Annotated in this window: 19 protein-coding genes and 3 tRNA genes; 3 read left to right on the forward strand and 19 right to left on the reverse strand. The window is 52.1% G+C overall.

What is annotated here, in order from left to right; genetic code table 11:
* Nucleotides 1-4: 4 nt before the first annotated feature.
* The 5 genes from P6M73_RS14745 to P6M73_RS14765 all read right to left on the reverse strand — a co-directional run bounded on the left by P6M73_RS14745 (nucleotide 5) and on the right by P6M73_RS14765 (nucleotide 6159).
* Nucleotides 5-439 carry a MarR family winged helix-turn-helix transcriptional regulator gene (locus P6M73_RS14745; RefSeq protein WP_277853783.1) on the reverse strand — a complete coding sequence of 145 codons (435 nt, stop codon included), beginning with the start codon at nucleotides 437-439 and terminating at the stop codon, nucleotides 5-7.
* A 526-nt stretch (nucleotides 440-965) separates the two neighbouring features.
* Entirely contained in the window at nucleotides 966-2117 is a 1152-nt protein-coding gene (locus tag P6M73_RS14750; protein WP_277853784.1) for an ABC transporter permease subunit, read from the reverse strand.
* Nucleotides 2117-3190: an ABC transporter permease subunit gene (locus P6M73_RS14755; protein WP_277853785.1), complete on the reverse strand. Its 1074-nt coding sequence runs from the start codon at nucleotides 3188-3190 to the stop codon at nucleotides 2117-2119. The genes P6M73_RS14750 and P6M73_RS14755 overlap by 1 nt, the downstream gene beginning before the upstream one ends.
* Entirely contained in the window at nucleotides 3190-4785 is a 1596-nt protein-coding gene (locus P6M73_RS14760; protein ID WP_277853786.1) for a sugar ABC transporter ATP-binding protein, read from the reverse strand. The genes P6M73_RS14755 and P6M73_RS14760 overlap by 1 nt, the downstream gene beginning before the upstream one ends.
* A gap of 78 nt (nucleotides 4786-4863) precedes the next feature.
* Nucleotides 4864-6159 carry a DUF3798 domain-containing protein gene (locus tag P6M73_RS14765; protein WP_277853787.1) on the reverse strand — a complete coding sequence of 432 codons (1296 nt, stop codon included), beginning with the start codon at nucleotides 6157-6159 and terminating at the stop codon, nucleotides 4864-4866.
* Nucleotides 6160-6642: 483 nt separating this feature from the next.
* Here P6M73_RS14765 and galE point away from each other — a divergent pair, with 483 nt between their 5' ends.
* Nucleotides 6643-7629: a UDP-glucose 4-epimerase GalE gene (gene galE / locus P6M73_RS14770; protein ID WP_277853788.1), complete on the forward strand. Its 987-nt coding sequence runs from the start codon at nucleotides 6643-6645 to the stop codon at nucleotides 7627-7629.
* A 461-nt stretch (nucleotides 7630-8090) separates the two neighbouring features.
* Here the strand turns inward: galE and ltrA are convergent, their stop codons facing one another.
* Complete coding sequence (ltrA, locus tag P6M73_RS14775; protein ID WP_277853789.1) at nucleotides 8091-9476, reverse strand: group II intron reverse transcriptase/maturase; 1386 nt, start codon at nucleotides 9474-9476, stop codon at nucleotides 8091-8093.
* A 507-nt stretch (nucleotides 9477-9983) separates the two neighbouring features.
* Nucleotides 9984-11258 carry a CapA family protein gene (locus P6M73_RS14780; RefSeq protein WP_277853790.1) on the reverse strand — a complete coding sequence of 425 codons (1275 nt, stop codon included), beginning with the start codon at nucleotides 11256-11258 and terminating at the stop codon, nucleotides 9984-9986.
* Between the two features lie 455 nt (nucleotides 11259-11713).
* Here P6M73_RS14780 and P6M73_RS14785 point away from each other — a divergent pair, with 455 nt between their 5' ends.
* On the forward strand, nucleotides 11714-12682 hold the full coding sequence (locus P6M73_RS14785; RefSeq protein WP_277853791.1) for a hypothetical protein: 969 nt from the start codon (nucleotides 11714-11716) through the stop codon (nucleotides 12680-12682).
* 107 nt (nucleotides 12683-12789) lie between these two features.
* Here the strand turns inward: P6M73_RS14785 and P6M73_RS14790 are convergent.
* From P6M73_RS14790 to P6M73_RS14840, 11 genes are all read right to left on the reverse strand, one after another.
* Nucleotides 12790-12865, reverse strand: a tRNA-Met gene (locus P6M73_RS14790).
* 179 nt (nucleotides 12866-13044) lie between these two features.
* The gene (locus tag P6M73_RS14795; RefSeq protein ID WP_277853792.1) at nucleotides 13045-14265 is read right to left on the reverse strand and encodes an MFS transporter; all 1221 of its coding nucleotides are present in this window, start codon (nucleotides 14263-14265) and stop codon (nucleotides 13045-13047) included.
* Between the two features lie 249 nt (nucleotides 14266-14514).
* Nucleotides 14515-14603 (reverse strand) — tRNA-Leu (locus P6M73_RS14800).
* A gap of 5 nt (nucleotides 14604-14608) precedes the next feature.
* Nucleotides 14609-14685: transfer RNA gene (locus P6M73_RS14805), tRNA-Met, on the reverse strand.
* A 179-nt stretch (nucleotides 14686-14864) separates the two neighbouring features.
* On the reverse strand, nucleotides 14865-15392 hold the full coding sequence (locus P6M73_RS17070; protein WP_489666456.1) for a S1 RNA-binding domain-containing protein: 528 nt from the start codon (nucleotides 15390-15392) through the stop codon (nucleotides 14865-14867).
* A 35-nt stretch (nucleotides 15393-15427) separates the two neighbouring features.
* The gene (locus tag P6M73_RS14815; protein WP_277853793.1) at nucleotides 15428-15730 is read right to left on the reverse strand and encodes an FtsB family cell division protein; all 303 of its coding nucleotides are present in this window, start codon (nucleotides 15728-15730) and stop codon (nucleotides 15428-15430) included.
* Nucleotides 15731-15841: 111 nt separating this feature from the next.
* Nucleotides 15842-16099 carry an RNA-binding S4 domain-containing protein gene (locus tag P6M73_RS14820; RefSeq protein ID WP_277853794.1) on the reverse strand — a complete coding sequence of 86 codons (258 nt, stop codon included), beginning with the start codon at nucleotides 16097-16099 and terminating at the stop codon, nucleotides 15842-15844.
* A gap of 193 nt (nucleotides 16100-16292) precedes the next feature.
* The gene (locus P6M73_RS14825; RefSeq protein ID WP_277853795.1) at nucleotides 16293-16598 is read right to left on the reverse strand and encodes an HU family DNA-binding protein; all 306 of its coding nucleotides are present in this window, start codon (nucleotides 16596-16598) and stop codon (nucleotides 16293-16295) included.
* 163 nt (nucleotides 16599-16761) lie between these two features.
* A complete protein-coding gene (locus tag P6M73_RS14830; RefSeq protein ID WP_277853796.1) occupies nucleotides 16762-18099 on the reverse strand; it encodes a MazG family protein in 1338 nt (445 codons plus the stop codon).
* Nucleotides 18100-18268: 169 nt separating this feature from the next.
* Complete coding sequence (locus P6M73_RS14835; RefSeq protein WP_277853797.1) at nucleotides 18269-19492, reverse strand: peptidylprolyl isomerase; 1224 nt, start codon at nucleotides 19490-19492, stop codon at nucleotides 18269-18271.
* A 423-nt stretch (nucleotides 19493-19915) separates the two neighbouring features.
* Nucleotides 19916-20443 carry a transposase gene (locus tag P6M73_RS14840; RefSeq protein ID WP_277855792.1) on the reverse strand — a complete coding sequence of 176 codons (528 nt, stop codon included), beginning with the start codon at nucleotides 20441-20443 and terminating at the stop codon, nucleotides 19916-19918.
* Nucleotides 20444-21158: 715 nt separating this feature from the next.
* Here P6M73_RS14840 and P6M73_RS14845 point away from each other — a divergent pair.
* Nucleotides 21159-21701, forward strand: coding sequence for a hypothetical protein (locus P6M73_RS14845; protein WP_277853798.1), 543 nt, complete (start codon nucleotides 21159-21161; stop codon nucleotides 21699-21701).
* Between the two features lie 515 nt (nucleotides 21702-22216).
* On the opposite strand, the gene P6M73_RS14850 is transcribed toward P6M73_RS14845, so the two are convergent.
* On the reverse strand, nucleotides 22217-23377 hold the full coding sequence (locus P6M73_RS14850; protein ID WP_277853799.1) for a peptidyl-prolyl cis-trans isomerase: 1161 nt from the start codon (nucleotides 23375-23377) through the stop codon (nucleotides 22217-22219).
* Between the last annotated feature and the right edge of the window lie 35 nt (nucleotides 23378-23412).

Below are 23412 nucleotides of genomic sequence, written 5' to 3' on the forward strand. Positions count from 1 at the left end.
CCTGTCACTTCCCTTCCGTCAGGCTGACCGCCCGCTGCGCCGTCTGCCGGAGCAGACGGATCATTTCTTCCACTTCTTCTTCCAGCAGACCCTCGGTGATCCCGCTGACCCATCGATCCAGATCCTCCAGAATCAGCGGCTTGACGTCGCGTCCCGCCTGTGTGAACTCGACATCAAAGGCGCGGCGGTCCGTCCGGCTGCGCAGTTTGCGCACCAGACCCTTTTCCTCGAGACTCTTAATCACCCGGGTCGTCTGGGCGTCGTCCATCCGAAGATGAGCCCCCAGCGATTTCAGCTCCGTCGGTTCGTGTTCCCTGATATGGATCAGATACACGAACTCCGCTGAGTTCAAACCGTATTTTTTCAGTTCACTGTTTAAATAGATCTGGGTCTTGCGATGGATCACAGACACCAGCCCGCACAGTTCTGTCTTAACCAATTGACTGTCCCCTCCTGTCTTGTTCGTTCAGCAGCATTCGTCAATGAATCATTCCAGGCTGCCAACGCAGCTATCGATCCATCGCCCCTTGCTCCTTCACCGGCTGTCAGTTCTCCGGATATCCTTGTCCTCTCGATTTATAAACCGGCACCAAGGATTATTCATAGAATGAATGCCGAATCATTGACAACTCAACTTAATGATTATGACAATATTTCCTTGAGTTGTCAATGATCTACCTTCCGGAGCACTTCCCTCTGTGATGCCTTTTCAGCGCAAACGGGAACAGATGCTGACGAACAGAATACAGAAAAATAATCCAAGAAGAGTAGTGTTTTCGGAGTAGGTTGCCGTTCGGACTACGTTGCTGTTTCAGAGTATGTTGCTACTTCAAAGCATATTGCCGCTTCAAAGCATATTGCCGCTTCAAAGCATGATGCTGCGTCGAAGAACGAAAAAGCTCCGCTGCAGGCAGCGGAGCGGATGGGTCTTTGGAGAAGGCAGGAACCTTCGGTTGGCTTTGGAATTACCCTTCGGCTTTCTTGGGAGCGACAGGGGTTCCCTGGCCGCGGAAGGCCTGACGGTCGAGTTCCTTTTCCCGGATTTTGCGTCGGGCATGCATAACGAGGGCCAGGGCTACAATGCCGTAGGAAATGACCATGCGGGAGTATTCCCCGATCATGGAATTTCCGGTCAGGGTCGTGGCAGCCGGCGGCATCAGGACGAACAGCGTGTGGAACAGTCCGGTACCGAGGATGGCATTGAGAATGCCGGCCGAGGCGACGGAGGCACCGCCGATGAGCAGGGAGGCTGCGGAGTACAGGGCGCTGGACTCATGACCCGTATAGGTGTTCATGGTACCCAGGTTCTGCAGGTAGATGATCTGACCGATTCCGGCCAAAATGGTGGAGATGGAGATCGCCCAGAGCCGGGTCCGGTCCACGTTGATGCCGGAGTTGGCGGCTACTTCCATGTCCTGTCCGACCGCCCGCATGTCCTGTCCGAGCTTGGTCCGGGTAATCCAGAGGGTGAACAGGCAGAGCAGGACGATCAGGAGAATGGTAAAGAACGGGATCTTGAAGTTCCCGATATACAGCGGCGAACCGAGCAGGTTGGTCAGGAAACTGTCACCCAGCTTGTCAAACGCCTGGGAGCTGGTGAGCTCCAGGGTATTGCGCACGCCGACGCCCTTGGACAGGATGATGCTGCGGTTGGCGTTGAAGGGCAGGATCGAGGATCCGAAAATGTAGAGGATGACAAACTGGTAGACTCCGTTGATCAGGAAGGCCAGCATCATGGAGGTGATCATTTCCCGGCCTTTGGCCCGGTTGAGAACCTGGCCGGCAAAGATGCCGAGCAGCAGGGCTACCGGAACGGAGATCAGGATTGCGGCAAAGAGCGCCTCAGGGCCTTTCATGCCCAGGCCCTGCACGGTGATGAGTCCGATCTGTCCGGCCATGGCCCCCAGTGACAGGGCAAAGTTGATGCCCATGCCGGCCATGATGGGAAGCAGCAGCGCCAGAACCAGGAAGGAGTTACGCACCATGCGGATCATGACCTGCTCAGCGATGTACTCAACCGGCAGTCCGGAGGGCTTGATCGCCAGGGCGCTGATGATCAGGAACAGGGCCGGAACGGCCACAGACATCAGACCTTTTTGAAAGCGGTTTGATTTCATTATTTCTTCCTCCTTCTGGTCAGCGCATAGACAATCAGTCCGTTGGTTACGACCACACGGATGATCTCAGACAGGTCGATCTTGATCAGTGAGTTGATGACCGACGGCGTCATGGTGACCAGTGCCTGGAACAGGAGCGTTCCCACCACCACGTTGGTGATGGTGGCCTTGTTGACGGAAGCTCCGCCCATCAGGACGGCAGCGACGGTCGGGAATACAAAGCCCAGGGGCGCGCCATACATTTCAATGAAGCCGAAGCTCTGCTGATACGTGATGAGGCCGACGGCGGCAATCGCTGTGGAAAACATGACGGAGGTTGTACGCATTTTATTGATGCTGATTCCAGCTGCCCGGGCATAGTCCGGGTTGGATCCCACTGCCGTCATGGCCGTGCCCATTTTCGTTTTGAAGAAGAACCAGACCAGCGCCGCCATGATAATGAAGACCAGCAGCATGCCGATGGGGATCTGCAGATAATTGTTGATCCGGATGACCGGGAGGGCGTCGGGCCGGGCAGACAGCGGATCAACCGTAACGGGATCCGACAGTGCCTTCCAGACCCCTTCCAGGGAAATGGTCTGGCGCAGTCCGCTTCCTCCATAGCTTTGGATGGACCGGGGATTCTTGAAGGGCAGGATAACCCAGAGAATGTTGAAGAAGAAGATGATGACGTAACCGACATAGGTTGCGATGACCATTTCTTCGCCCTTGACGCGGTTGAGCAGTTCGCCGTAGAAGAAGCCGAACAGAAGTCCGAACAGCGCGCCGATGATCATGGCGACAAACAGTCCGGCAATTCCCCCAATGCCAAGTTCCAGCGACAGGACCGAGCCGAGCAGTCCGCTGATGAAGCCCACCGGGATGCCGAAGTTAAGTCCGCAGCCCGACTGGATCATCGGAACCATGGACAGCACCATAATCGAGTTGATGCCGAACCGGAAGAGGATGTCCGTGATGGATTTGTCGATACGGATTCCGGCCGGTCCGGTCAGAAGGAACAGCACGATGAGGAATCCGGAAATGATGAGGTTGGGAAGGCCGAAGCTTTCCTTCAGTTTATTCAGTTTTTCCATTATGATTCTCCTCCTGTCACTTCAAGACCCGACATCAGGAGTCCGAAATCGGCTGCCGGGGTATCAGCCGGGACAATGCCGAAGACCTTGCCCTCTGTGATGATGGCAATGCGGTCGGCGACGGAGCGCAGTTCTTCCAGCTCCGAGGAAACCACAACGATGGTGGTGCCGTTTTCGGCGTTATAGCGTTCCAGGGATTCCAGCACCAGGCGCTTGGCGCCGACATCGATGCCTCGGGTGGGTTCAGATACGAACAGGAGCTCCGGATCGGTGGCAAAGGCCTTGGCCAGGCAGACTTTCTGCTGATTGCCGCCAGACAGGCTGCGCGCGTGCTGGGAAGGTCCGGTGCATTTGATCTCAAGCTGTTCGATATACTTCTGGGCCGTTTCTTTCAGTGCCTTGTCATCCCGCAGCCGGATGGGTCCCAGTCGGCGGATGAACTTGTCCTGGACCTGCATGGCATTGAATCCGATGTTCCAGTCAATCGCTTCATCCAGCAGCAGACCGACACCGCGCCGGTCCTCCGAGACGAAGGCGATGCCTTCCAGCAGGGGAACCTTGGGGTCGGTGAAGTCTAGCTTCTTGCCTTTGAACAGAACGTCGCCACCGGCCGGATACAGGCCCATGATGCCGTTGGGCAGACCAATCTTGCCCTGGCCGGCCAGACCGCCGATGCCCAGGATTTCGCCCCGCCGAATGTTCAGATTGACGTTTTTCACCGTTTCTCCGGGCATGTCGACCCAAAGATTCTTAATTTCCATGATGATATCCTCATCCGTTTCCCGGCGAGCCACGTGACGGGCTGACTCGTCCACTCCGCGTCCAACCATCCACTCGGCGATGTCGCGGACGCTGACGCCTTCCACCGGGGTTTCCTTCACCACGATGCCGTCCCGCAGCACGACAATCTTGTCGCAGCTGGTGATGATCTCGTGGAGACGGTGAGAAATAAAGATAATGCCGATGCCCATATCCGCCAGTTTGCGCATGGCTTCCTGCAGATAGACGGCCTCTGATTCAGTCAGGACGGCGGTGGGCTCATCCAGAACGAGCAGCTTGACGTTTTCCCGGTTGATTTCCCGGGCGATCTCAATGAACTGCTTATGTCCGACGGGCATCTCCGCGATATAGGTTTTTGCGCTGATATCGACACCCAGTTTGTCTATGGCAGACTGGGACTCATTTTCCATTCGTTTGCGGTCCAGGGTTTCAAATTTTTTGCCGGCAACCGACGAGACCACGTTCTTTTTGGTCTTTTCCATGTTCAGCTGAATGTTTTCCGTCGCCGTAAAGCCCGGAATCAGGGAGAATTCCTGGTGGACCATTCCAATGCCGGCGGCCAGTGCCTGGTCGGGGCTTTTAAATTTCACCTGGTTTCCCTCGATAAATACTTTCCCCTCGAAGCCTCCGGTTTCATGGATGACATTCATCCCGAACAGGATCTTCATCAGGGTGGACTTGCCGGCTCCGTTTTCACCGACCAGCCCAAGGATTTCCCCTTCATGGAGAGTAAAATTGACGTCTCTCAGGACTCGATTACCGTCAAATTCCTTGCCGACTCCCTCCAGACGAAGAAGTTCTTTCTGTGAGGACATGCTTCCACCTCTCTTACATAAATACTGCATGAACGGCTCATCCGAGCCGTCCATGCATTGAATTGAGACCAGGATTGATTAGTTGTTCTTGATCTTGAGGTATTTTTCCGGAACGGTCTGCTTGGTAGCTCCCATGTAGCCTTTTCCGAAGACGTAGGTGTCCTGGTAAACCATGACGTGGTTGGTCTTGGTTTCGCCAGTCTGCTGGTCGATGTAGTTGGATCCGTTCCATTCAGCTCCCGGAGTAACGGAAGCGAAGGCTTTCAGAAGGTCTTCCTTGGAATCATACTTGTAGGTGCCTTCGAGAACGCCCTTGGCGAATTCGCCCATACCTTCGGATCCGGTGAATCCGTAGGAGTAAGCCCAGGTGCCCATCCGGCCGTTTCCGGCGGTCTTGGCAACAGCGGCTTCAACTTTGGCCAGGATGGCCGGCCAGTTGCCAGCTTCCGCGGTCAGGTCGATGTTAAGAGCAGCGGGGTAACCCATGATCGGAGATGGGAGATCCGGTTCTACGAAGATTGCTCCCAGGGAAGCAACCCGGTTGAGCAGCGGCTCGGTCTGAGCATCGTTGGTGCAGAAGAACGCGGTGTCCTTGCCGTACTTTTCAACCCATGCGGGCATCTGATCCTGGATGTACTTCTTGGCTCCGGCGACCTTAACGTCGGACAGCGGATCCGGTGCGGTTTCGCTGATGAATTCAAGTCCGAGATCCTTGCAGGCTTCTTCCATGATCTTGCGTCTCAGAGAGAGCAGTTCAATGGACATATGGCGCGGGAAGGAGATGTGGACAAATTTCTTGGCGCCCAGCTGTTTGGCAACCCAGATCATGAGGTAGCCGCGGTTAACGTTGTCCGGGTCAACCACGATGTCAGCTGCTGATTCGATCATCTTGGGATCTTCCTGTGAGGAGTTGGCCAGAAGCAGGATATCCTTTCTGGTTTCGCGGATTTTCTTGAAAGCCGCAACGGTTCCGGGGATTGCCTGGTTGACGATGATGGCCTTCATCTTGGGATCATTGGCCAGCGAAGTGATGGACTGGATCACGGCTTCCTGTTCCTGGTCGAAGTTGTCCGGATAGTTGACGTGCTTGATGATTCCGCCGTCCTCTACCTTCTTGTACTTGGCAATGAGAGCTTCCGCTCCTCTTTGCTCATCTTCCGCCTGGGATACGGTTCCGGTGACGATTCCGATGTGGAAGCTGCCGGGCTCGAGCTTGGCGAACTCATAGCCGGTTCCTGACGCGGTCGGCTGGGTTCCTGCGCTGGTTCCTGTGCTGGTGCCTCCGGCGGTGGCGTTTTCTGCCGGCTTGGTGCAAGCGGATAATCCGATGACCATGGACAGTGCCAGTGCGGATGATAACAGACGTTTTAACATGTTATTCCCCCCTAAATTAGTCTGAGCGCTGAAATCCATTGATACAGCCGCCTCAGTGATAGCTAAATTGTAAACCTTTAAGTAACATTATTCAAGAAACGTTTATATTTATTGACACCTTGATAAAAAAATAGAGGCGTAGCAAAGATCACAAGTATTTTTATTAAACAGATACGTTTGTAAATTAACAATTCAACAATAATAACCATAAGACATCATCTTCGTTTCACATCCATCGAATGAATCAGGAAAAAACTGTAAAATGAATATTTATACATAACTAAACCATCCCATTGACCACGCCCCATCACCCCGGAATAAACAGTGCCGCAGCACAGACCCCTGTACCACCAGGGCACAAACTTCGGGAGAAACTCTGGGACGAAATAACCCGACCGATCGATCCGATTCAAAGAAACCTGATAGAATGAGGGGGATAGACTGCCCCTTTGGGGCGGCAGTCAGGGAGAAGGAGGTTCAGTTATGTCTGTTTTAGTTTGCGGCGGAGCCGGCTACATCGGTTCTCACTTTGTCCGACGGCTGGTCCGGGAAGGCGAGGATGTTCTGGTGCTTGATGACCTGTCCACTGGCCATGCCCAGGCCGTGGATCCTCATGCCCGGATGATTGTCGGTGATATCGGCGATCAGGCCCTTTTACGGGATATTTTTCGGCGTTATCCCATTGAGGCTGTCATTCATTTCGCTGCCAGTTCCCAAGTGGGAGAGTCCATGAAGAACCCCCTGGCTTATTACCGCAACAATGTCTGCAATACGCAGCGCCTGCTGGAAGTCATGGACGAATTCTCCACCAGGTTCCTGGTATTTTCTTCCAGCGCTGCGGTGTACGGCGATCCCGGCACGGATCCCATCACGGAACAGACTGCGACCCGACCGGTCAATCCATACGGTGAATCCAAGCTGGCCATGGAACGAATGATCCACTGGACGGCACAGGCCGGCAGCCTGCGTTATCTGTCCATGCGTTACTTCAATGTTGCCGGAGCCTCGATGGAAGGAACCATCGGAGAGGATCACCGGCCGGAAACCCACATCATTCCCCTGGCTGTCAAAGCAGCCCTGGAGAACCGGCCCTTCACGCTGTTCGGCCAGGACTACCCCACCCCCGACGGAACCTGCATCCGGGACTATATACACGTTGAGGATCTGGCCGATGCCCACCTTCTTGCTCTCAATGCGCTGCGTGCCGGTCACCCTTCAGATGTCTTCAACCTTGGCTCAGGCAGCGGTTTCTCCAATGGAGAGATCATCCGGGCAATCCAGGCGGTGACCGGCCGGGAATTTCCCGTTCAGTCCGGACCCCGCCGAGCCGGCGATCCCGCCCGCCTGGTAGCTGTGTCTGATCGGATCCGGCGGGAACTGGGCTGGAAACCAGCTTACGATGACATCGGCGCTCTCATTCGCACCGCCGTGCAATGGCACCGGCAGCATCCCCAGGGATACCGGGACTGACCGGAATGAGCTCCGACTCATACCGCTCCCCTTTCAATAAAGCATAGAGCTCAATCAGGAATCGTATAAAAATTCAGAATCATCAGTAATTCCGCCTCAGGCCATCCAGATCGTCTACGCGCTTCAATCCACAGTCACCCGGCAGTCCCTTCGAATGAGGGTTTCGTTTTTGACGGAATACTGCCTGGCATGAAAGTGGATCCCATCCCTTCTTCGGATGGATCCAGGCTTCAGTTGGAACCGAGCTTTAGTTGGATCCGGGTTTTAGTTGGATCCAGGATCCGGGCTTTAGTTGGATCCAGGCTTCGGGTGGATCCAGTCCAGTCGGACATTGCATGACACAGCAAAGAACAGCAAAGAACAGCAAAGAACAGCAATCGAGTAGGAGGTAGCTGATTAATTCAGCTACCGACCTCTCACACCACCGTACGTACCGTTCGGTATACGGCGGTTCAATCGCTTTAGTGCTTACGCATTCGCTCGTACTGATTAAGGATTTCAAAGTATCCTGCCTGTACGAGCTTTTCGTTTGTTATGGAGCGTGACAAGACCGGACTTCCGGCAATACGCCAATATCCCAGCCTGGAATTTCCCCATTGGTAGGCTTGCCATGCCGGGATTCCCAGTTTCCGCAAGTTATCCACCCTTGTTCTGGGTTTCTTCCACTGCTTCCAGATGTACATTCTCAGTCGTCTTCGAAGCCATTTATCCCACTCAATCAGCGTGTTCTTGATTGAAGCGATGTAGTAGTGGTTCAGCCAGCCTGTGATATAGGCTTTGACCTCTTTCATGACTTCTCGTACGTTCTTTCCCCGGTTGCGCCTGGTTTTCTCCTTCAACTTCTGCTTGGCTTTCTTCAGGGAGCTTTTATGGGCTCGTATGTAGTTTCCATTCTTATTCTTGCCCATGGCGTAGCCCAGAAACTTGAACTTCCTCGAATAGATACTGATGGCCCGGCTCTTTTCCTGATTCAGTTTTAGCTTCAGCTTCTCTTCCAGGTACTTTCTGCTGGATTCCAACAGACGCTCGGCGGCTCGCTGGCTCCTTGCCAGTACCACGATGTCATCGGCATACCGAACAATGGCCACCCCTCTGCGCTTCATCTCCCAGTCATATTGATTCAGGTAGATATTAGCCAGCAGGGGGGAGAGCGGCCCGCCTTGCGGTGAACCTTCCTCCGTTTCGGTGACCACCCCTTTTTCCATGACTCCGCTTTTCAAATAACTCTTTATGAGCTGTGTCACTCGTTTGTCCTGGATATGCTGACGAACAAGATTCATCAGCAGTTCGTGGTTGAGTGTATCGAAGTATTTGGACAAGTCTACTTCTGCAACATGGATGTAGCCTTCGTCTGCATACTCCTTGACTCTCGCCATGGCCTTCTGACAATTCCGGTCCGGTCGGTAACCATAACTTTCATCCGCGAACACCGGCTCGAAGATCGGGGTCAGTTTGAGGGCAATGGCTTGCTGGAGTATTCGGTCAATGACCGTGGGAATCCCCAGCATGCGTTCGCCGCTTCCATCTGGTTTGGGAATCACTGCGCGTCGAACCGGGTCGGGTTTATACTTCCCTTCCCGGATCTTCTGCCTGAGCTCTTCCACATTCTCCTGCAACCATGGCAGTACCGCCTCGACGGTCATTCCATCGATGCCAGGTGCTCCGCGGTTGTCCTTGACCCTTTTGTAGGCTTCGAACAGATTTCTCTTATCCAGAATTTCCTCCAACAGGTCCTTAGCACCGCCTTGTTCGCTCCTTTTCCGAGCCTCGACGCTCTGCGCTCCTGCATACTCTTTGTGTTCCGCACTATCCCTTTGAGGGCAGCCCTTTCGGTATTCTGCTTTCACACGTCGACCTCCTTCTGAGTCGTTACTTAAGACTTACGATTGTTCAGCCCTTCCCAGAAAAAAAAAAAAAAATCCTGGTACTATGGCCTCGGCTGACTTCTCACAGCAAGCTTTACTCCATCCTTCGGATTTCCTGATGGATGTCTGTGAGACCTCCCCGGGTAAGAACGATAACCTTCATTCCATGTAGCCGTCCCATTTACCACAATTTAAACATAATGTCCGGATCCGGGTAGCATTGGACTTCTTCTTGTCTTGCAGAGTCGTCCTCCGGTTGTGGCCTTATATGAGATTTCTGTTCGTCGGCCCAGAACTTTGCCCGCCAGAACTCCTCGCCCTGACATCCGGCTGCCTTCAGATTCCACCTCGCGATGGACACCCTTGCCTTCGGCTAACGCTTCCTGCTACCGAGCGCGTAGTGGACTTTCACCACCAAGTTATCGCCCATGCCGGGCGCACAAGAACGGCAAAGGACCCAAAGAGAAGCCTCTTTGGGTCCTTTGCAGCTTATTCTGCTTTCGTGCCGTCGGAGTAGACGACTTTGACTTTTTTCTTCAGGTTTTTCCGACCCCATTCCAGTTCCCGCTTCATGCGTGCTGTCTGAGTCGGAAAATCTTTTTCGTACTGCGTGATATCCCCTTCAGGGATCACTTTGTACTGTTCTTTCCCATTGACTTTCCAGCGCAGATTATACACCAGCGTGGAATTCAGGCGACTCACTCGAATTTCGCCATTCCTGCGTTCAACCGAAATCTTGAAGATCGCTCCCAGGTTAATGTAATCCATGTTTTTCACCTGTCCCTGCCACAGATTGCCGGTGGACCAGATGACGGCCTGAGTCTTCGTTTTTCCCTGGTAGGTGATTTCGCGCAATTCCATGGGCTGGAGCCGGTGCGGGTGACTGCCGATGATGACGTCCACCCCTTCCTCTGTGAGGATCCGGTAGGTATCCATCTGTTTCTGGGAGGGGTAACCGGTATATTCCCTGCCCCAATGAATGTGATAGACAATCAGCTCTGCTCCCTGGGCGCGGGCTTCGGCTATTTCGGAACGGATCTTCTTGGCAGTATTGAAATTCACCGCGTAACTGACCGGCACCGGAATATAGTTCGTCCCGAAGGTTGAGGCGACAAACCCCACTTTGATGCCGTTAATGTCACGAACCAGCGCCGTGGCGGCTTCTGCTTTCGTCCGGAAGGTGCCTGTATGGTCCAGACCAATCAGATCCAGGTTGTCCAGCGTAGCTCTCAGCCCATCCATGCCATTGTCCATGGCATGGTTATTCGCAGTAATCGCCAGATCAACCCCAAGTTTCTTCAGTGTCTGGGAGAGATTGACCGGGGCGTTGAATCGGGGAAATCCCCGATAGCCAAAGTCTTCACCGGCTGTGGCTGATTCCAGATTAACCAGCGTATAGTCGGCATCAGCCAGCAAGTCTCCGATGGGAGCAAACTGAGGCAAAAAATCGTAACTGCCGTCCTTCTGACGGGCAGCCCGGGTATTGGTGATATGACTAAGCACATCGCCCGAGGCGACAATGGTAAACTCCGTGTCCGGAAGCGGAGGATTCGGAACCGTCTCAGCCGCTTCACCGGTCACCGGAGCGGTTAAGGGGGATCCGGCGGCATCCGTTCCCGGCTTGCTCGCTGCTGTCTTTGCCGTCGTTGTGACGGAGACCGATTCTGCGGCGGACGTACTGCCCGCGGCAGCACCTGCACTCAGTTCACAGCCACTCAGCAGAAGGATGGCAGGCAGAAGTATGGCAACTATTTTTTTTAACATAGGATTCTCCCGTCATATATTTTGCTTATTAACATATTATAGGGAAGACCTGTGAACATTTCCACCGCCTGCCGGTAAAAAATCCTTGAACCAATTGTGACGTACGACATGAAACATCACAATGCGAGCTCCACACCTGATGCAATCGACTCTCCGCCTCACGGAAGTTTTTTATATTAAGTCAACCGGGCCTTCGCCTTTATGCCATGCACAGGATGTCATGAACACGATGCCGTCCCCATATTTTTTTCCATACCGGAACCTATAGAAATTAACTGAAAAATTAATCCTTTAATTAGTTATTCCTTCGTTTTTTCTCTTGTCAATACTAAAAAATGTCCGGATAATACTCTATAATTAGGATATGGTGTTAACGTTTACTTCATTCTACGAAGTAAAGCCTGCCATACCGTGATCCCTGGGGTCTCGGAAAATATAAGATGAGAGGGAGATTTATGAAGAAACAAATCGCAGCCATTCTTTCCATCGTCCTGATTCTTGGCACCACAGCCTGCAGCAGTTCAGGCAAGTCCACCATTGACCAGCCTGTCAGCAGCGCCGCAGAAAAAGGTAAGTCCACGACCACCGCGTCTGCCGGAACAACGAAACCGACAGTCACCTCTGCCGAAACCAAACCCGCTGACACCAAGCCGACGGAAACTCAGCCGACAACGGGAGAAGTGTCCATCGAAAAGCAGGTTCTGCTGGAACAGAAAGACGTCAAAATCACTGCCACCGGCCTGGAGCGTGACGGTTTGTTTGGAGCAACCCTCAAAGTCCTGATCGAGAATAATTCCGATACTGATTTGACGATTCAAACACGCAACGTCTCCATCAACGGCTACATGATCAACAGTCTGATGTCGGCGGATGTCAGCGCCGGCAAGAAGGCTAATGACGAAGTGACCTTCATGAACTCCGATCTGGAAGCCGCCGGCATCAGTGACATTGCCGATATGGAAATTACCTTCCACGTCTTCAAGTCCGAGGGCTGGGATGAATACTTCGACAGCAAGCCGATTCAGCTGAAAACCTCCATCGCCGACACCTATGAGTACAAATTCGATGATACAGGCAAAGTATTATATGATAAGAACAACATTCGGATTATCGCCAAAGGCATTTCCAATGATGACTCTATTTTTGGCCCCGGGCTGATCCTCTTCATCGAGAATAATGGGAAGAAAGGCTTCACAGTCCAGGCCAGAGACGTTTCGGTTAACGGCTTCATGATCAACCATACCATGTCCACGGACGTTTCCCCCAAGAAGAAGGCCCTCACCGCCCTCACCTTCTTCCAGGATGACCTGGAAAAGAATGACATCGAGAAGATCACTGATGTTGAGCTGGCTTTCCATATTTTTGACATGGAAAAATGGGATACCATTGCCGACACCAAGAAGTTTGAACTGAGCTTTGATTAACCGGACGGCCGGAATAGAGAATCGCAAACTGACGCTTATATTGATCTGACGAAACGATAAAAAAAACAAGTGGCTGAAATCAAATTTCTTGATTTCAGCCACTTTTATGGTTGCGGAGGTAGGACTTGAACCTACGACCTTCGGGTTATGAGCCCGACGAGCTACCAACTGCTCCACTCCGCGATATTGCCTTGAATCAGTCTACTTATATATAATAAGTCAGGAATGAGAAGTTGTCAACCACTAATTTCAGGAAATCTAAAAAAACCGCAGAAAAGCTCAGAAGCTCCTGCATCCGCAAGGACACAGGACCCGTCAAATGATCCGCTTGATGGGTTCAGCGAAGATCCGATGACTGGGAATTATGACCCTTCCAGCTCCCGGACTTCATCAAAGGTGCGGGTGCGCACGTAGAACAAGATCCCGTTGGCAACCATAGCGACCCCGGACAGCAGGAACCAGCGGTCGATTCCGATCACCTCGCTGACCGGACCGGCAATCAGCAGCCCTACCGGCATGGAAAGGGTCATCAGCATCATAATCAGGGAAAATACTTTCCCCATCATATCCGGAGCGATGGTTTCCTGAATATAGGCCATCAGGGGAACGTTGATGAAGGAACCGGAGAAGCCCATGACCAGGCAGCACACGACAAAGAGCCAGAATTTATCAGGATTCACCGCCCCGCTGGTCCAGGCACCCAGGCCCATTACGGTGATGGCCATCGATACCATGAGGAAGCGTTTTTTCAGTCCGCCCCACACACCGAGAAGGAGTGAGGATACCAGCAGACCACCGGCAAAAAAGAATTCAACCAGGCTGTTGTGCCAGGCATTCCCCTGGAAATGTGTCCGAACCAGCAGCGGGAACAGGGATCCCAGCGGCATATAGAGAATGTTCAGCAGAAGCATCGGCAGAAATACCGCCATCAGCGCTTTGTTTTCCCGGACTGCCGCAAACCCGGATTTCACATCGGCGAGCATGTCCATGTCTGGCCGGGTCCGCTGTACATCCGGAATTCGAACGAACATCAGACAGCCCACAGCGAACAGGGCACCCGCGATATCAACCAGCATAATGGCCCAGATGGGCAGGACCGCCATCAGCGCGGCTCCAAGTACAGGCCCCAGCATGTTCGACAGAGAATTGATCAGATTCGCCCACCCGCCCGCTTTCGTTAACATATCAGCAGGCACCAGCGTCGGGATTGCCGCCTGCATGGCCGGAGCATGGAATGTATTGCCGGTGCCCCGCAGAAACAGGATCAGGTACATGAACCAGACAGGCGGAATTGGCCAGTACCAAAAGGCAATGCCCAGAATCACGCTGGAGAGCGCGACCATCCCGTCCGCCAGCATCATGACGGTACGGCGGTTGAAGCGGTCGATCCAGACTCCGGCAAATGCTCCGAACATGAGGAACGGCAGCATGGAGACCACCGCCGCGATGGACAGCGTCAGGGCGGACTGAGTCTGAATCGTGAGCCACCAGATGATAGCAAACTGGACAGCCGCCGACCCCAATATGGAAAACGCCTGCCCGCTGTAAATGATCGCAAATTGCTTTTTCCAATTATTAAACATACAAGATATCCTTTGCCGTTTGATTGGTTCTATCTTTAGTTTAACCGACTTTGCGCCATTTGACGAATCTGGATTCATACCAGCGAATAAATCCAGATAGCCGGTAGCTGCAGCTTGTTCTGTGGGTATCTGACCCAAAGATCTCCTGATTCATCGAAACCACCTCAGCAGGTACCGGTCAGACCTGATAATCGATGCTGCAATAAAAAAGAGATACCAAAAATGGTATCTCTTTTTTATCAAATGGAATGGTGCTGAAGACCGGAATCGAACCGGTACGGTGTGTTAGCACCGCAGGATTTTAAGTCCTGTGCGTCTGCCAGTTTCGCCACTCCAGCAATTATGGTAGCGGAAATAGGACTTGAACCTACGACCCTTCGGGTATGAACCGAATGCTCTAGCCAGCTGAGCTATTCCGCCATATTCGATCTGCCTTTGATAGCGACAAGATTTATTATAAGGCAGCCCTTTCCCCTTGTCAACAAGATTTCATTGGAAAATCATCCAAATCCGATAAAGTTTTTGGGGGATCCGGATGCTGACCCTTGATGGGGATCCAGAAACGAAGCGGACGAACTCCTTCATCCGCTTGCTGGTCATCAGCTCTTCTTGCGTTTGACATTTCCGCCCGGTTCCTGACGGCGCTTGAATTCCGAAAGCTTCTCCTCAGAGTCTTTCTGGAAGCGCGACATCATATCCTCAAAGGACTGGGGTCCTTTTTCCAAGGCTCTTGGACGACGGTCCCGAGCCCAGTCGTCATCACCGGACCGGTTGTAAGGCTTCTTCTCCGCAGGCGGCCGGGAATCAAAGGTTCTGGGCCGGCCCGAGGCAGCACCAAAAGACGGTCTCTGAGCGGCCGCTTCGGAGGAAGGCGTTCCTTCCTTAGGCTTCAGATCGGGATTGGCCTGCTTGATGGAAAGGCTGATTTTGCCATTGGGTTCGATCTTCAGAACCTTGACTTTCATCTTTTCCCCTTCCTTCAGAAAATCCTTGATATCCTTGACATAGCTGTCTGCCACTTCGGATATGTGCACGAGGCCGGTTTTGCCCTCGATGTCCACAAATGCTCCAAAGGTGGTAATGTTGATAATCGTACCTTCCAGAATGGCTCCTGCTTCGATTGCCATGTTTTTTAAAGATTCCTCCTTGAACCTGTCGTTTGCTAGGGGGCGGTGTCTGTGGCAGCCGGGGTGGTCGTTGACGGCATATTGATCACCGGGATCTCATCCGGCTTGATCATCTGCAGCCGTTCCCTGGCCTGCTTTTCGATATATTCTGTTGAATTCAGCTGATCGACCTGCTCGAGCAGCCGCTTGTTTTCACCCTGGACCTCCTTGAGCAGATTCAGCTGCTCTTCCTGCGTGCGGTTGATCCGGTCCATTGTCACCCGTTGATTGGCAAATTGGAACAGAGCAAGGAAAGCAAGCAGAACCAGGGCAATATGTTTTAATTGCAGTTTTTTCATCGCTCCTCCCTTCCATTCTATTCCATTTTAATATAAACCCCTGGTATTTCAAGAAGAAATATATCTATACAGGAAGAATCCATCTTTTCTGCTGCAACGGTCGACCCTGGTTTAGTCGATCTCCGCACCTTCCAGGATTTCGTACAGGGCCGTCGCTTCCTCTTTCCGGACGGTTTCCCGGATGTCCAGAATACGGGCGCGCACCTTCTTGGAGGCGTATTCAATTTCGATGATGTCATCGGCTTTGACTTCCGCCCCGGCTTTGGACACTTTGCCATTGATCTTGACCCGACCGGTATCGCAGGCTTCCTTGGCGACCGGGCGCCGCTTGATCAGGCGGGATACTTTCAAATATTTGTCTAGTCTCATGAGCAACCTCTCTTCTTAGCGTGCGCAGCACGGAATCTGCCGGGCCTCCCAGGGCTGCAGGCATTCCGGATACCTGTACCTGGCGGGTTTCCCAGGCTTCGACTGCTGTGGCCGGCAGTATAGTCGGATTATATCATTATTGCCGGCTGAAAAAAAGATAAGGCTCCAACCAGGGAGCCTCGTTATCTGATGTCTATTTCTTTTTGGATTTCTTCTTCGGGACCGGTTTGTTGACTAAGCCCTTGAAGTCTTTGCCCGGTTTGAACACGGGAACTTTCGATGCCGGAATCTGAATGGTTTCCTTGGTTCTGGGGTTTCTTCCTTCTCTGGCAGCTCTTTCTCTGACTTCGAAAGTTCCAAAGCCAACGAGTTGAACTTTGTCACCAGCTTCAAGCGCACCCATAACGGCTTCCTTGAAAGCGTTTAATGCAACTTCAGCTTCTTTCTTGGTCATCTTGCCGGATTCTGCGATTTTGGTGATTAATTCCGCTTTGTTCATTGATTAACCCTCCTCTGAGTATTGGAAATAGCAGATTCTCCGCTATCTATACATATTCTCTATCAAAAAGGGCGTAAAATCCATGATTCGCTTCACTTTTCACAGATATTTAACAAATGAATCCCACAACCATGCCGATTTCAGCCCCTTTTTGCGACATTTTCTAGATTTCGTCGCTTTTCGTCAGGTGTTTGATCTCCTGCTCCACCCGATGGGTGAGCAGCGCCTCGGGCTGGAAGCCGGCTCCATCGAGGAGCAGCACCGTGTAATAAAGCAATTCCGCCAGGTCCTGCTCCTCCTCCAGATTCTCGTTCAGAATCCGCCGGATCTGTGCCAGCAGTTCGTCGCGCGACCGCCGGGGGCGACCGTAGGCTTCCGCCTTTTTGGCCACCTCAGCCGCCCGCATGGTGGCCGGGATGGATTTCGGCAGGGATTTCAGCTTGTCATCCAGACTGACTTCTCCCTTTTCCGTTTTCTTGATCTTTTCCCAGTTGCTGAGCACTTCCTGGGAGTTTTTCAGATCCAGCGTGCCAAAGACATGGGGATGGCGCGAAATCATCTTGTCGTTCACGCTGCGGATGATATCCAGGATGGTAAAATCCCCTTGTTCCTCGGCAATGCGCCCATGGAGCACAACCTGCAGCAGGACATCCCCCAGCTCCTCCTTCATATCTTCCAGGTTGCCCTGGGTAATGGCATCCGCCGCTTCATAGGCTTCCTCAATGAGGTAACGCCGCAGCGATTCATGGGTCTGCTCCCGGTCCCAGGGGCACCCTCCCGGCTCGCGCAGCGCGTTGATGGTGCGGCGGAAATCCTGGAAGCCCGGCTTGACCGATTCGCGCTCGATAAAGACCGTCGTCAGATGATCCACATCCTCCTGCCGGTCCAGCGCCCACAGCGGGATGCGCCGCACCGTCTCCTCGCCCTTGATGCCCGCGTTGCGAACATAAATAATCTCCGCTTCATCATCCAGATAGTCAGACAGCGCCAGCTTGACCTCGGAGGCAATCCGCCGATTATAGACCTGGGTCACCACGGTGTCCGTGTCTCCCGACAGTCCCTTGTCCCTGAGCTCGGTGGCATCCAGAATCAGCAGTCCCCGAATCGGATCCCGCCGCAGCACATCCAGGATGGTGTCAATAAAGCTGACTGCCGGATGAACGACATAGGGAATGCCCTCCTGTTCCAGCCGGCTGATCAGCTCGACCACCGACTGTTCGGCAATCATGGGATTTCCCGGGACGCAGTAAGTAAGCTCCGTTCCTTCCCGCCTCCAGGCGGCTATGACCTCCTCCGCCAGGGAGCGGTAGACTTCCTGGAAGCTGGCGTTCTTTTCGTAGAGGTGATCCAGGCTGGCATAGCGGATGCCCCAGCTGTCCAGAGCCGCCACCGTGGGATGGATGCGGGTTCGTAGCAGAACCCTGGTCCGTTTCAGCAATTCAAAAGTTTCCATCGTAAGGGAACCGGGATCCCCCGGGCCCAGGCCCGCAATGTGTATCATAAGTCATCTCCTGTGCAATGCATCGTTCAGTCTTGCGATGAACCGCATCCCCTGAAGGGTCATTATCAAGCGTTTCATCCATTTTGATCAGTTTCAGTATATCAGAGCCGGCGGCAAAAAAGCAGGGAAGGACCTCCGCTTTTTCCCGGAGATCCCTGCCATCGATTCATTATTTGGTTGTCGCTGCCGGTGTCGTGGAACCCGTGGCATCCGGTGTGGTGGAGCCCGCATCCGGTTCAGCCGGTACATCCACATTCATCGGGATTTTCTCCGGATATTTCTTCACGCCGTAAGCAGTTTCCCATTCCTTCAGAAGCTCTTCCAGCCGGGCTTGCTTCTTCTCATTGAGAATGTTCATGCGCACATTTTCCTTGACGGTGATTTCCTTGCCGTTTTCCAGGGGGAGCATATCCGTCAGAGCCAACACCTTGGGCTCAGCCACAACATTCGTGACTTTGATCAGGTGCCAGCCGAAGCTGGTTTTCACCGGTGCCGAGATTTCGCCTTCCTTTAATTTTTTGGCTTCAGCCATGAAATCCGGCGAGAGCTCCTGGTTTTCATAGGGATAGTTGCCCAGCAGGCCGCCCTGGGTCGCTGTTCCATCCTTGCCATATTCCTTAGCCAGATCCTCGAATTTTGCCCCCTTGTCCAGCTTGGCCTTAGCTTCCTTGGCCTTGGCTTCTGCATCCGCTGAGTCCGGCTCGCCAAAGAAGATGTGGTAGATCGTCGCTCCGGCGCTCTGGGTATAATTCGTTGCCTTTTCCTCTTCGTAGGTTTCATTGATTTCGGCGTCGGTGACCTGAATGTCCTTGGTCAGTTCCTCCGCCACTTTCTCAAAGCGCAGCGACTTGAGTACTTCCGCCTTGTAGGATTCCGCCGTGAACCCGGCATTTTTCAGGATCTGATCAAACTGTTCCTGTCCGCCATAGCTGGCCAGGTTGTCCTTCATGATCTGCTCGTACTTGGCCAGGGCTTCCGCGCTGTCGGAGGCGATCTTCATTTCATCCGCCTTTTTCAGCAGCAGAGCATTGCGCACCAGCTGATCGAGAATGGATGGCTTCTGCTGCTGCAGCGTTGCCAGAGCACCGTCCACCATTTCGCTGGTATACTGGGCACGCAGGGAATCCAGCATTTTGTTGAACTCCTCCTCAACCTGACCGGAGGTGATGCTGATGCCCTCGCCTTCTGCCAGAATGATGGAAGGATCAATCGCCTTGGTAATGACGGCGGGCATGGTGGTTGTGGTGGAAGCCGCCTGACTCTGAGCCGCGGTCGTTTGGCCGGCGTTGCTGCCCGGGACCGATGTGTTGGACGGGGATGCCGGTGACGGGGCACAGCCTGCGAGAGCACCCAGAATAAGCGCCATGCTGACCAATTGTTTAATACGTTTCATTGTAATCTCCTGTCGTGGTTTCTTATCGTAGTTTCTTATCGTGGTTTTTCCTGGTAAATGCTGAACCGATACCTCCCTGTCTTAAGGGGACGTCAATCGAAAGCTTGCGTCATATCAGTTACAAAACAATATGATTATACCCCAGGAAGGGGGTCAAGGGGTTACAAAACAGAATGTATTTCAGGAAAAAACAGCCGACCGGATTCTATCCCACTGACCAGGCGGTTTCAGATTGGCAGTTTTTCAGCCTCCGGGATGACAATATCTTTCCCACAGGTGCTGCCGATCGATATCTTAACTCGCATCTTCTTCCAAACCGGTGATTACATCGGCCTGTCTGTTTGTGTAGGCACCCTAAAGGGTGCGCATGCTGCAAAGCAAAGATCGCGAAGACTGACTTACAAATGATTACTCTCATGCATTTTAAATACTTCGGCATAACCAAAGAACCGTTTGACGATCAAAATAGGTGCGCCACTTTGCTTCGAACGGATGATTTGCGCTGTTCAATTGCCCGATCCCACTGGCTCCCGGGATAGTTCTTATTGGTCTTGATCTTGGAAGGGCGAACATTGCCGCGAAACTCAATCGTAGATAAGTGCGGATCCTCGGTGAATTCTTTTCTTGACTCGACTCCATTGCAGCCGGAATATCCGCTGCTTCATCATCGGGACGAATCAGTTTGTGTGTCTCATTGATGTCATGGACATCGACCGCAGTCCCTGTGACTGTAGGGACATACCCACTGCCGGCGCAAACTCCGGTATGAACCTTCATCCCAAAGTACCACTGATTGCCTTTCTTTGTCTGATGCATCTCAGGGGCTCGTTCTCCCTTCTGGTTCTTGGTAGAACGAGGGGCTGCAATAATGGTAGCATCCACGATGGTGCCGCCATGCATCATTAGTCCGGCAGATTCCAGGCGCTTAGTGACATCATGAATGATCTTCACTCTCAAGAGATGGCTTTCCATTAAATGGCGAAAGTGAAGAAGCGTGGTTGCCTCAGGCACTTGCTGCGATATGTAACCAGGCGCATGAATTTGCGCATGGCATAACTGTCATAGTTGGCGTCTTCCACTGCAGCATCGGAGAGGTCAACTCAATTTTGCATCAGGTACATCCGAAGCTTCACTTCAATTTCGATGAGCTTTCTGCCGCTTTTCCCCTGAGGATCGTAGGGACGAATCATCTCGACCCAATCTTTTCAGGGAATGATAGTTTCCATAGAATCAAGAAATTCTTCTCACTTTGTCGTCTTGCGGCGATGTGCGTATTCAAAATCACTGAAAGTCCTCGCTGGTAACGTAATGTTAAATCGTGACAGTTCGCCTTAGAGTTACAGAAAACAGAACTAACCAGAGTTTTCTTAGTACGATTTTTTATATTTTTATATCATATATAATTTTGAACGCTAAAATTTTATTTTTTATTTGAATTTATTCTGAAATCAGCCATTGCAATTGATCACTTCATGTGATACGTTAAATTTATAGCACATTACTCATATTACCAATATATCTTTTACAGTTAATACAGTTCTTATCCAACATAAAAAAGGGGAGGAACACAGCCATTAATGGCTCCTCAAATGAAAGGTGTGAGTCTAATGAAGAGGTAAAAGAGGGTTACACTGTTTGTGATTAAAATGAAAGGCGGTATAAAATAATGTATAAGAAAATGGTATCAATTATAATTATATTGGTCCTCTTGTGTAGTTTCCCCTTACCAGTTTACGCGGCCTACAACAAGCAAATTGTTACACTTGATATAAATAATGAACCCGTTACTTTCTATTTAAGTAACTCTAGTAAACAGAATATGGTTACCACTTCAGCGAACGGGCAAGACTATATTATTATCTATGATACTACCACCGGTGACCTAACTATTAACGGAGAAAAGGTCAATACCGAACAAACCTTGCCAGCCGTGTGTTCATGGGTAGAATATCAGCGATACGAAGGCATACTTGGGGTTAATATCAGAGATGCCTCTGTTATCGCTGGTGCTATAATTGCAATGGCCGGAGGTCCTGTTTCATGGGCATCAGCTGTTACGATTGCAGGAGTTGTTATCGCTCGGGGGTTAGATAATATCTACTACACCAAAATTTCTTACTACGATGATACTCTAACAGGAAGCAGACCAAGCACAAAAATAGTTTGGCATTTTTATGCTAATTCAAATCGGACGGAAGAAATAAAATGATAAAAAAAATTTTTCATGCACTCATGTGGGTAATCGTAGGAACGTACCTGTTCATGAAATTGTTTGTGAACCCTGACGCCTTTACCAGCAGCATCTTTCATCTGATCTCATACACCGTCATCGCTTTGTACGCGATCTATACGGGTTATTCAAAAAAGGAACTGCATGTTCAGATAATCGGCTTGTTACTGCTTGTTTTGGCCGCTGCTGATTTTTGGCTATAAATTTGACGCGACGGTTCCCCCCGGGATGAAGTAACGATGACTCATCCCTGGGGGAACCTTTGCTTTGAACGGACCGGAGGATCCTGATCCGACCGGTCTTTTCATGGTTTTGATACGACTTAACCTTTCATTAACTTCCTTTCATTAACTTCCTTTCATTAACTTCCTTTGATGGACCCCCTGGTTGGAGAGCCTTCTGAGGTCAACAAAGGCGGCAGCTGCGAATTCTCTTCGCAGCTGCCGCCTTTGTGATTATCTGTCTGGCAGGCCAGGATCGGCCTGCTGTTTTAATTACTTCGTTTCCGTGGGAGTGGTGACACCCTGGCTGGTGGGAGCCGGCGTCGTTGTTCCGGGCTGAGTGGTTTCTGGTTCCGTCTGGTATTCCATGGGGATCCGCTCCGGATAACGCTTGACGTTGTACTGAGCTTCCCATTCATCCAGCAGAGCCGCGACTTTTTCGTTCTTTTTGCTGCTCTTGAGCGTCGTTTCGATTTCTTCCTTTACCGTCCGCTCCACGCCGTCATCGCCGGTTACCTTATCCGTCAGAACCAGCACCTTGGCTGCGCTGAGCACATTGGTTACCTTGATCAGATGCCAGCCGAAAGAGGTTTTAACCGGACCGGAAATCTGGCCTTCGGTCAGCTTCTTGGCTTCCGCCACAAAATCGGCACCCAGTTCCTGGGTGTCCCAGGGGAAGGTTCCCAGAAGGCCGCCTTCCTTGGCGGAGTCATCCTGGCCGTACTCTTTGGCAATATCCTCGAACTTGGCTCCGCCGTCCAGCTTGGCCTTGGCTTCCTTGGCCTTGGCTTCCGCGCCGGCGTCATCGGGCTTGCCGAAGAAGATATGGTACATGGTCGCACCGGGCTGCTTGGTATAGGTCGTTGCTTTGTTCTTTTCGTAGTATTCGTTGATTTCCGCCTCAGACACCGTAATGTCCTTGGTGACTTCTTCGAGGAGCTTTTCCAGGCGCAGGCCCTTTAGAACTTCCTGCTTGTAGGAATCCGCGGTGTAGCCGGCGTTGGACAGCGTCTTGTCATATTCTGCCTGGCTGCCCAGTTCGGCAACGGCATCCTTGACGATTTTCTCGTATTCCTGAATCATTTCGGGAGAGTCCGTCGGGATCTTGAGCTCATCCGCCTTCTTTACCATCAGCTGATTGCGCAGCTTGGTATCCATGATCTGAATCTTCTGCTGCTCAAACTGAGCAGCCAGAGACTTCATTGTCTCTTCACTGTACTGAGCCGTCCAGGACACCATCAGCTTCTCATAATCATCCAGCACTTCTCCCAGGGTGACTTTAATGCCGTCCCCTTCCGCCAGAACAACCCCGCGCTTTTCCGCCTCTTCCCGGGCGATCGCTTCTTCGGTCTTCACGACCAGGCCGCAGCCGGCAAATACCGACAGGCTCATGCCAACGGCGAGGACCGCCGCAATTTTCTTTAATCCGATCACTATTCTTTACACTCCTAGCATGCCTCTTGACCGAG

This window comes from Anaerococcoides asporogena (assembly GCF_029590275.1).
Classification (GTDB): domain Bacteria; phylum Bacillota; class Clostridia; order Clostridiales; family Clostridiaceae; genus JG1575.

Bases quoted from the DNA above. Each gene is read 5' to 3' on its own strand.
- P6M73_RS14765 (WP_277853787.1), bottom strand. From the start codon at position 6,159: ATGTTAAAACGTCTGTTATCATCCGCACTGGCACTGTCCATGGTCATC.
- P6M73_RS14795 (WP_277853792.1), bottom strand. From the start codon at position 14,265: ATGTTTAATAATTGGAAAAAGCAATTTGCGATCATTTACAGCGGGCAG.
- P6M73_RS14760 (WP_277853786.1), bottom strand. From the start codon at position 4,785: ATGTCCTCACAGAAAGAACTTCTTCGTCTGGAGGGAGTCGGCAAGGAA.
- P6M73_RS14780 (WP_277853790.1), bottom strand. From the start codon at position 11,258: ATGTTAAAAAAAATAGTTGCCATACTTCTGCCTGCCATCCTTCTGCTG.
- P6M73_RS14830 (WP_277853796.1), bottom strand. From the start codon at position 18,099: ATGATACACATTGCGGGCCTGGGCCCGGGGGATCCCGGTTCCCTTACG.
- P6M73_RS14815 (WP_277853793.1), bottom strand. From the start codon at position 15,730: ATGAAAAAACTGCAATTAAAACATATTGCCCTGGTTCTGCTTGCTTTC.
- P6M73_RS17070 (WP_489666456.1), bottom strand. From the start codon at position 15,392: ATGGCAATCGAAGCAGGAGCCATTCTGGAAGGTACGATTATCAACATT.
- P6M73_RS14750 (WP_277853784.1), bottom strand. From the start codon at position 2,117: ATGAAATCAAACCGCTTTCAAAAAGGTCTGATGTCTGTGGCCGTTCCG.
- P6M73_RS14845 (WP_277853798.1), top strand. From the start codon at position 21,159: ATGTATAAGAAAATGGTATCAATTATAATTATATTGGTCCTCTTGTGT.
- P6M73_RS14825 (WP_277853795.1), bottom strand. From the start codon at position 16,598: ATGAACAAAGCGGAATTAATCACCAAAATCGCAGAATCCGGCAAGATG.
- P6M73_RS14835 (WP_277853797.1), bottom strand. From the start codon at position 19,492: ATGAAACGTATTAAACAATTGGTCAGCATGGCGCTTATTCTGGGTGCT.
- P6M73_RS14785 (WP_277853791.1), top strand. From the start codon at position 11,714: ATGAAGAAACAAATCGCAGCCATTCTTTCCATCGTCCTGATTCTTGGC.
- P6M73_RS14755 (WP_277853785.1), bottom strand. From the start codon at position 3,190: ATGGAAAAACTGAATAAACTGAAGGAAAGCTTCGGCCTTCCCAACCTC.
- galE (WP_277853788.1), top strand. From the start codon at position 6,643: ATGTCTGTTTTAGTTTGCGGCGGAGCCGGCTACATCGGTTCTCACTTT.
- P6M73_RS14820 (WP_277853794.1), bottom strand. From the start codon at position 16,099: ATGAGACTAGACAAATATTTGAAAGTATCCCGCCTGATCAAGCGGCGC.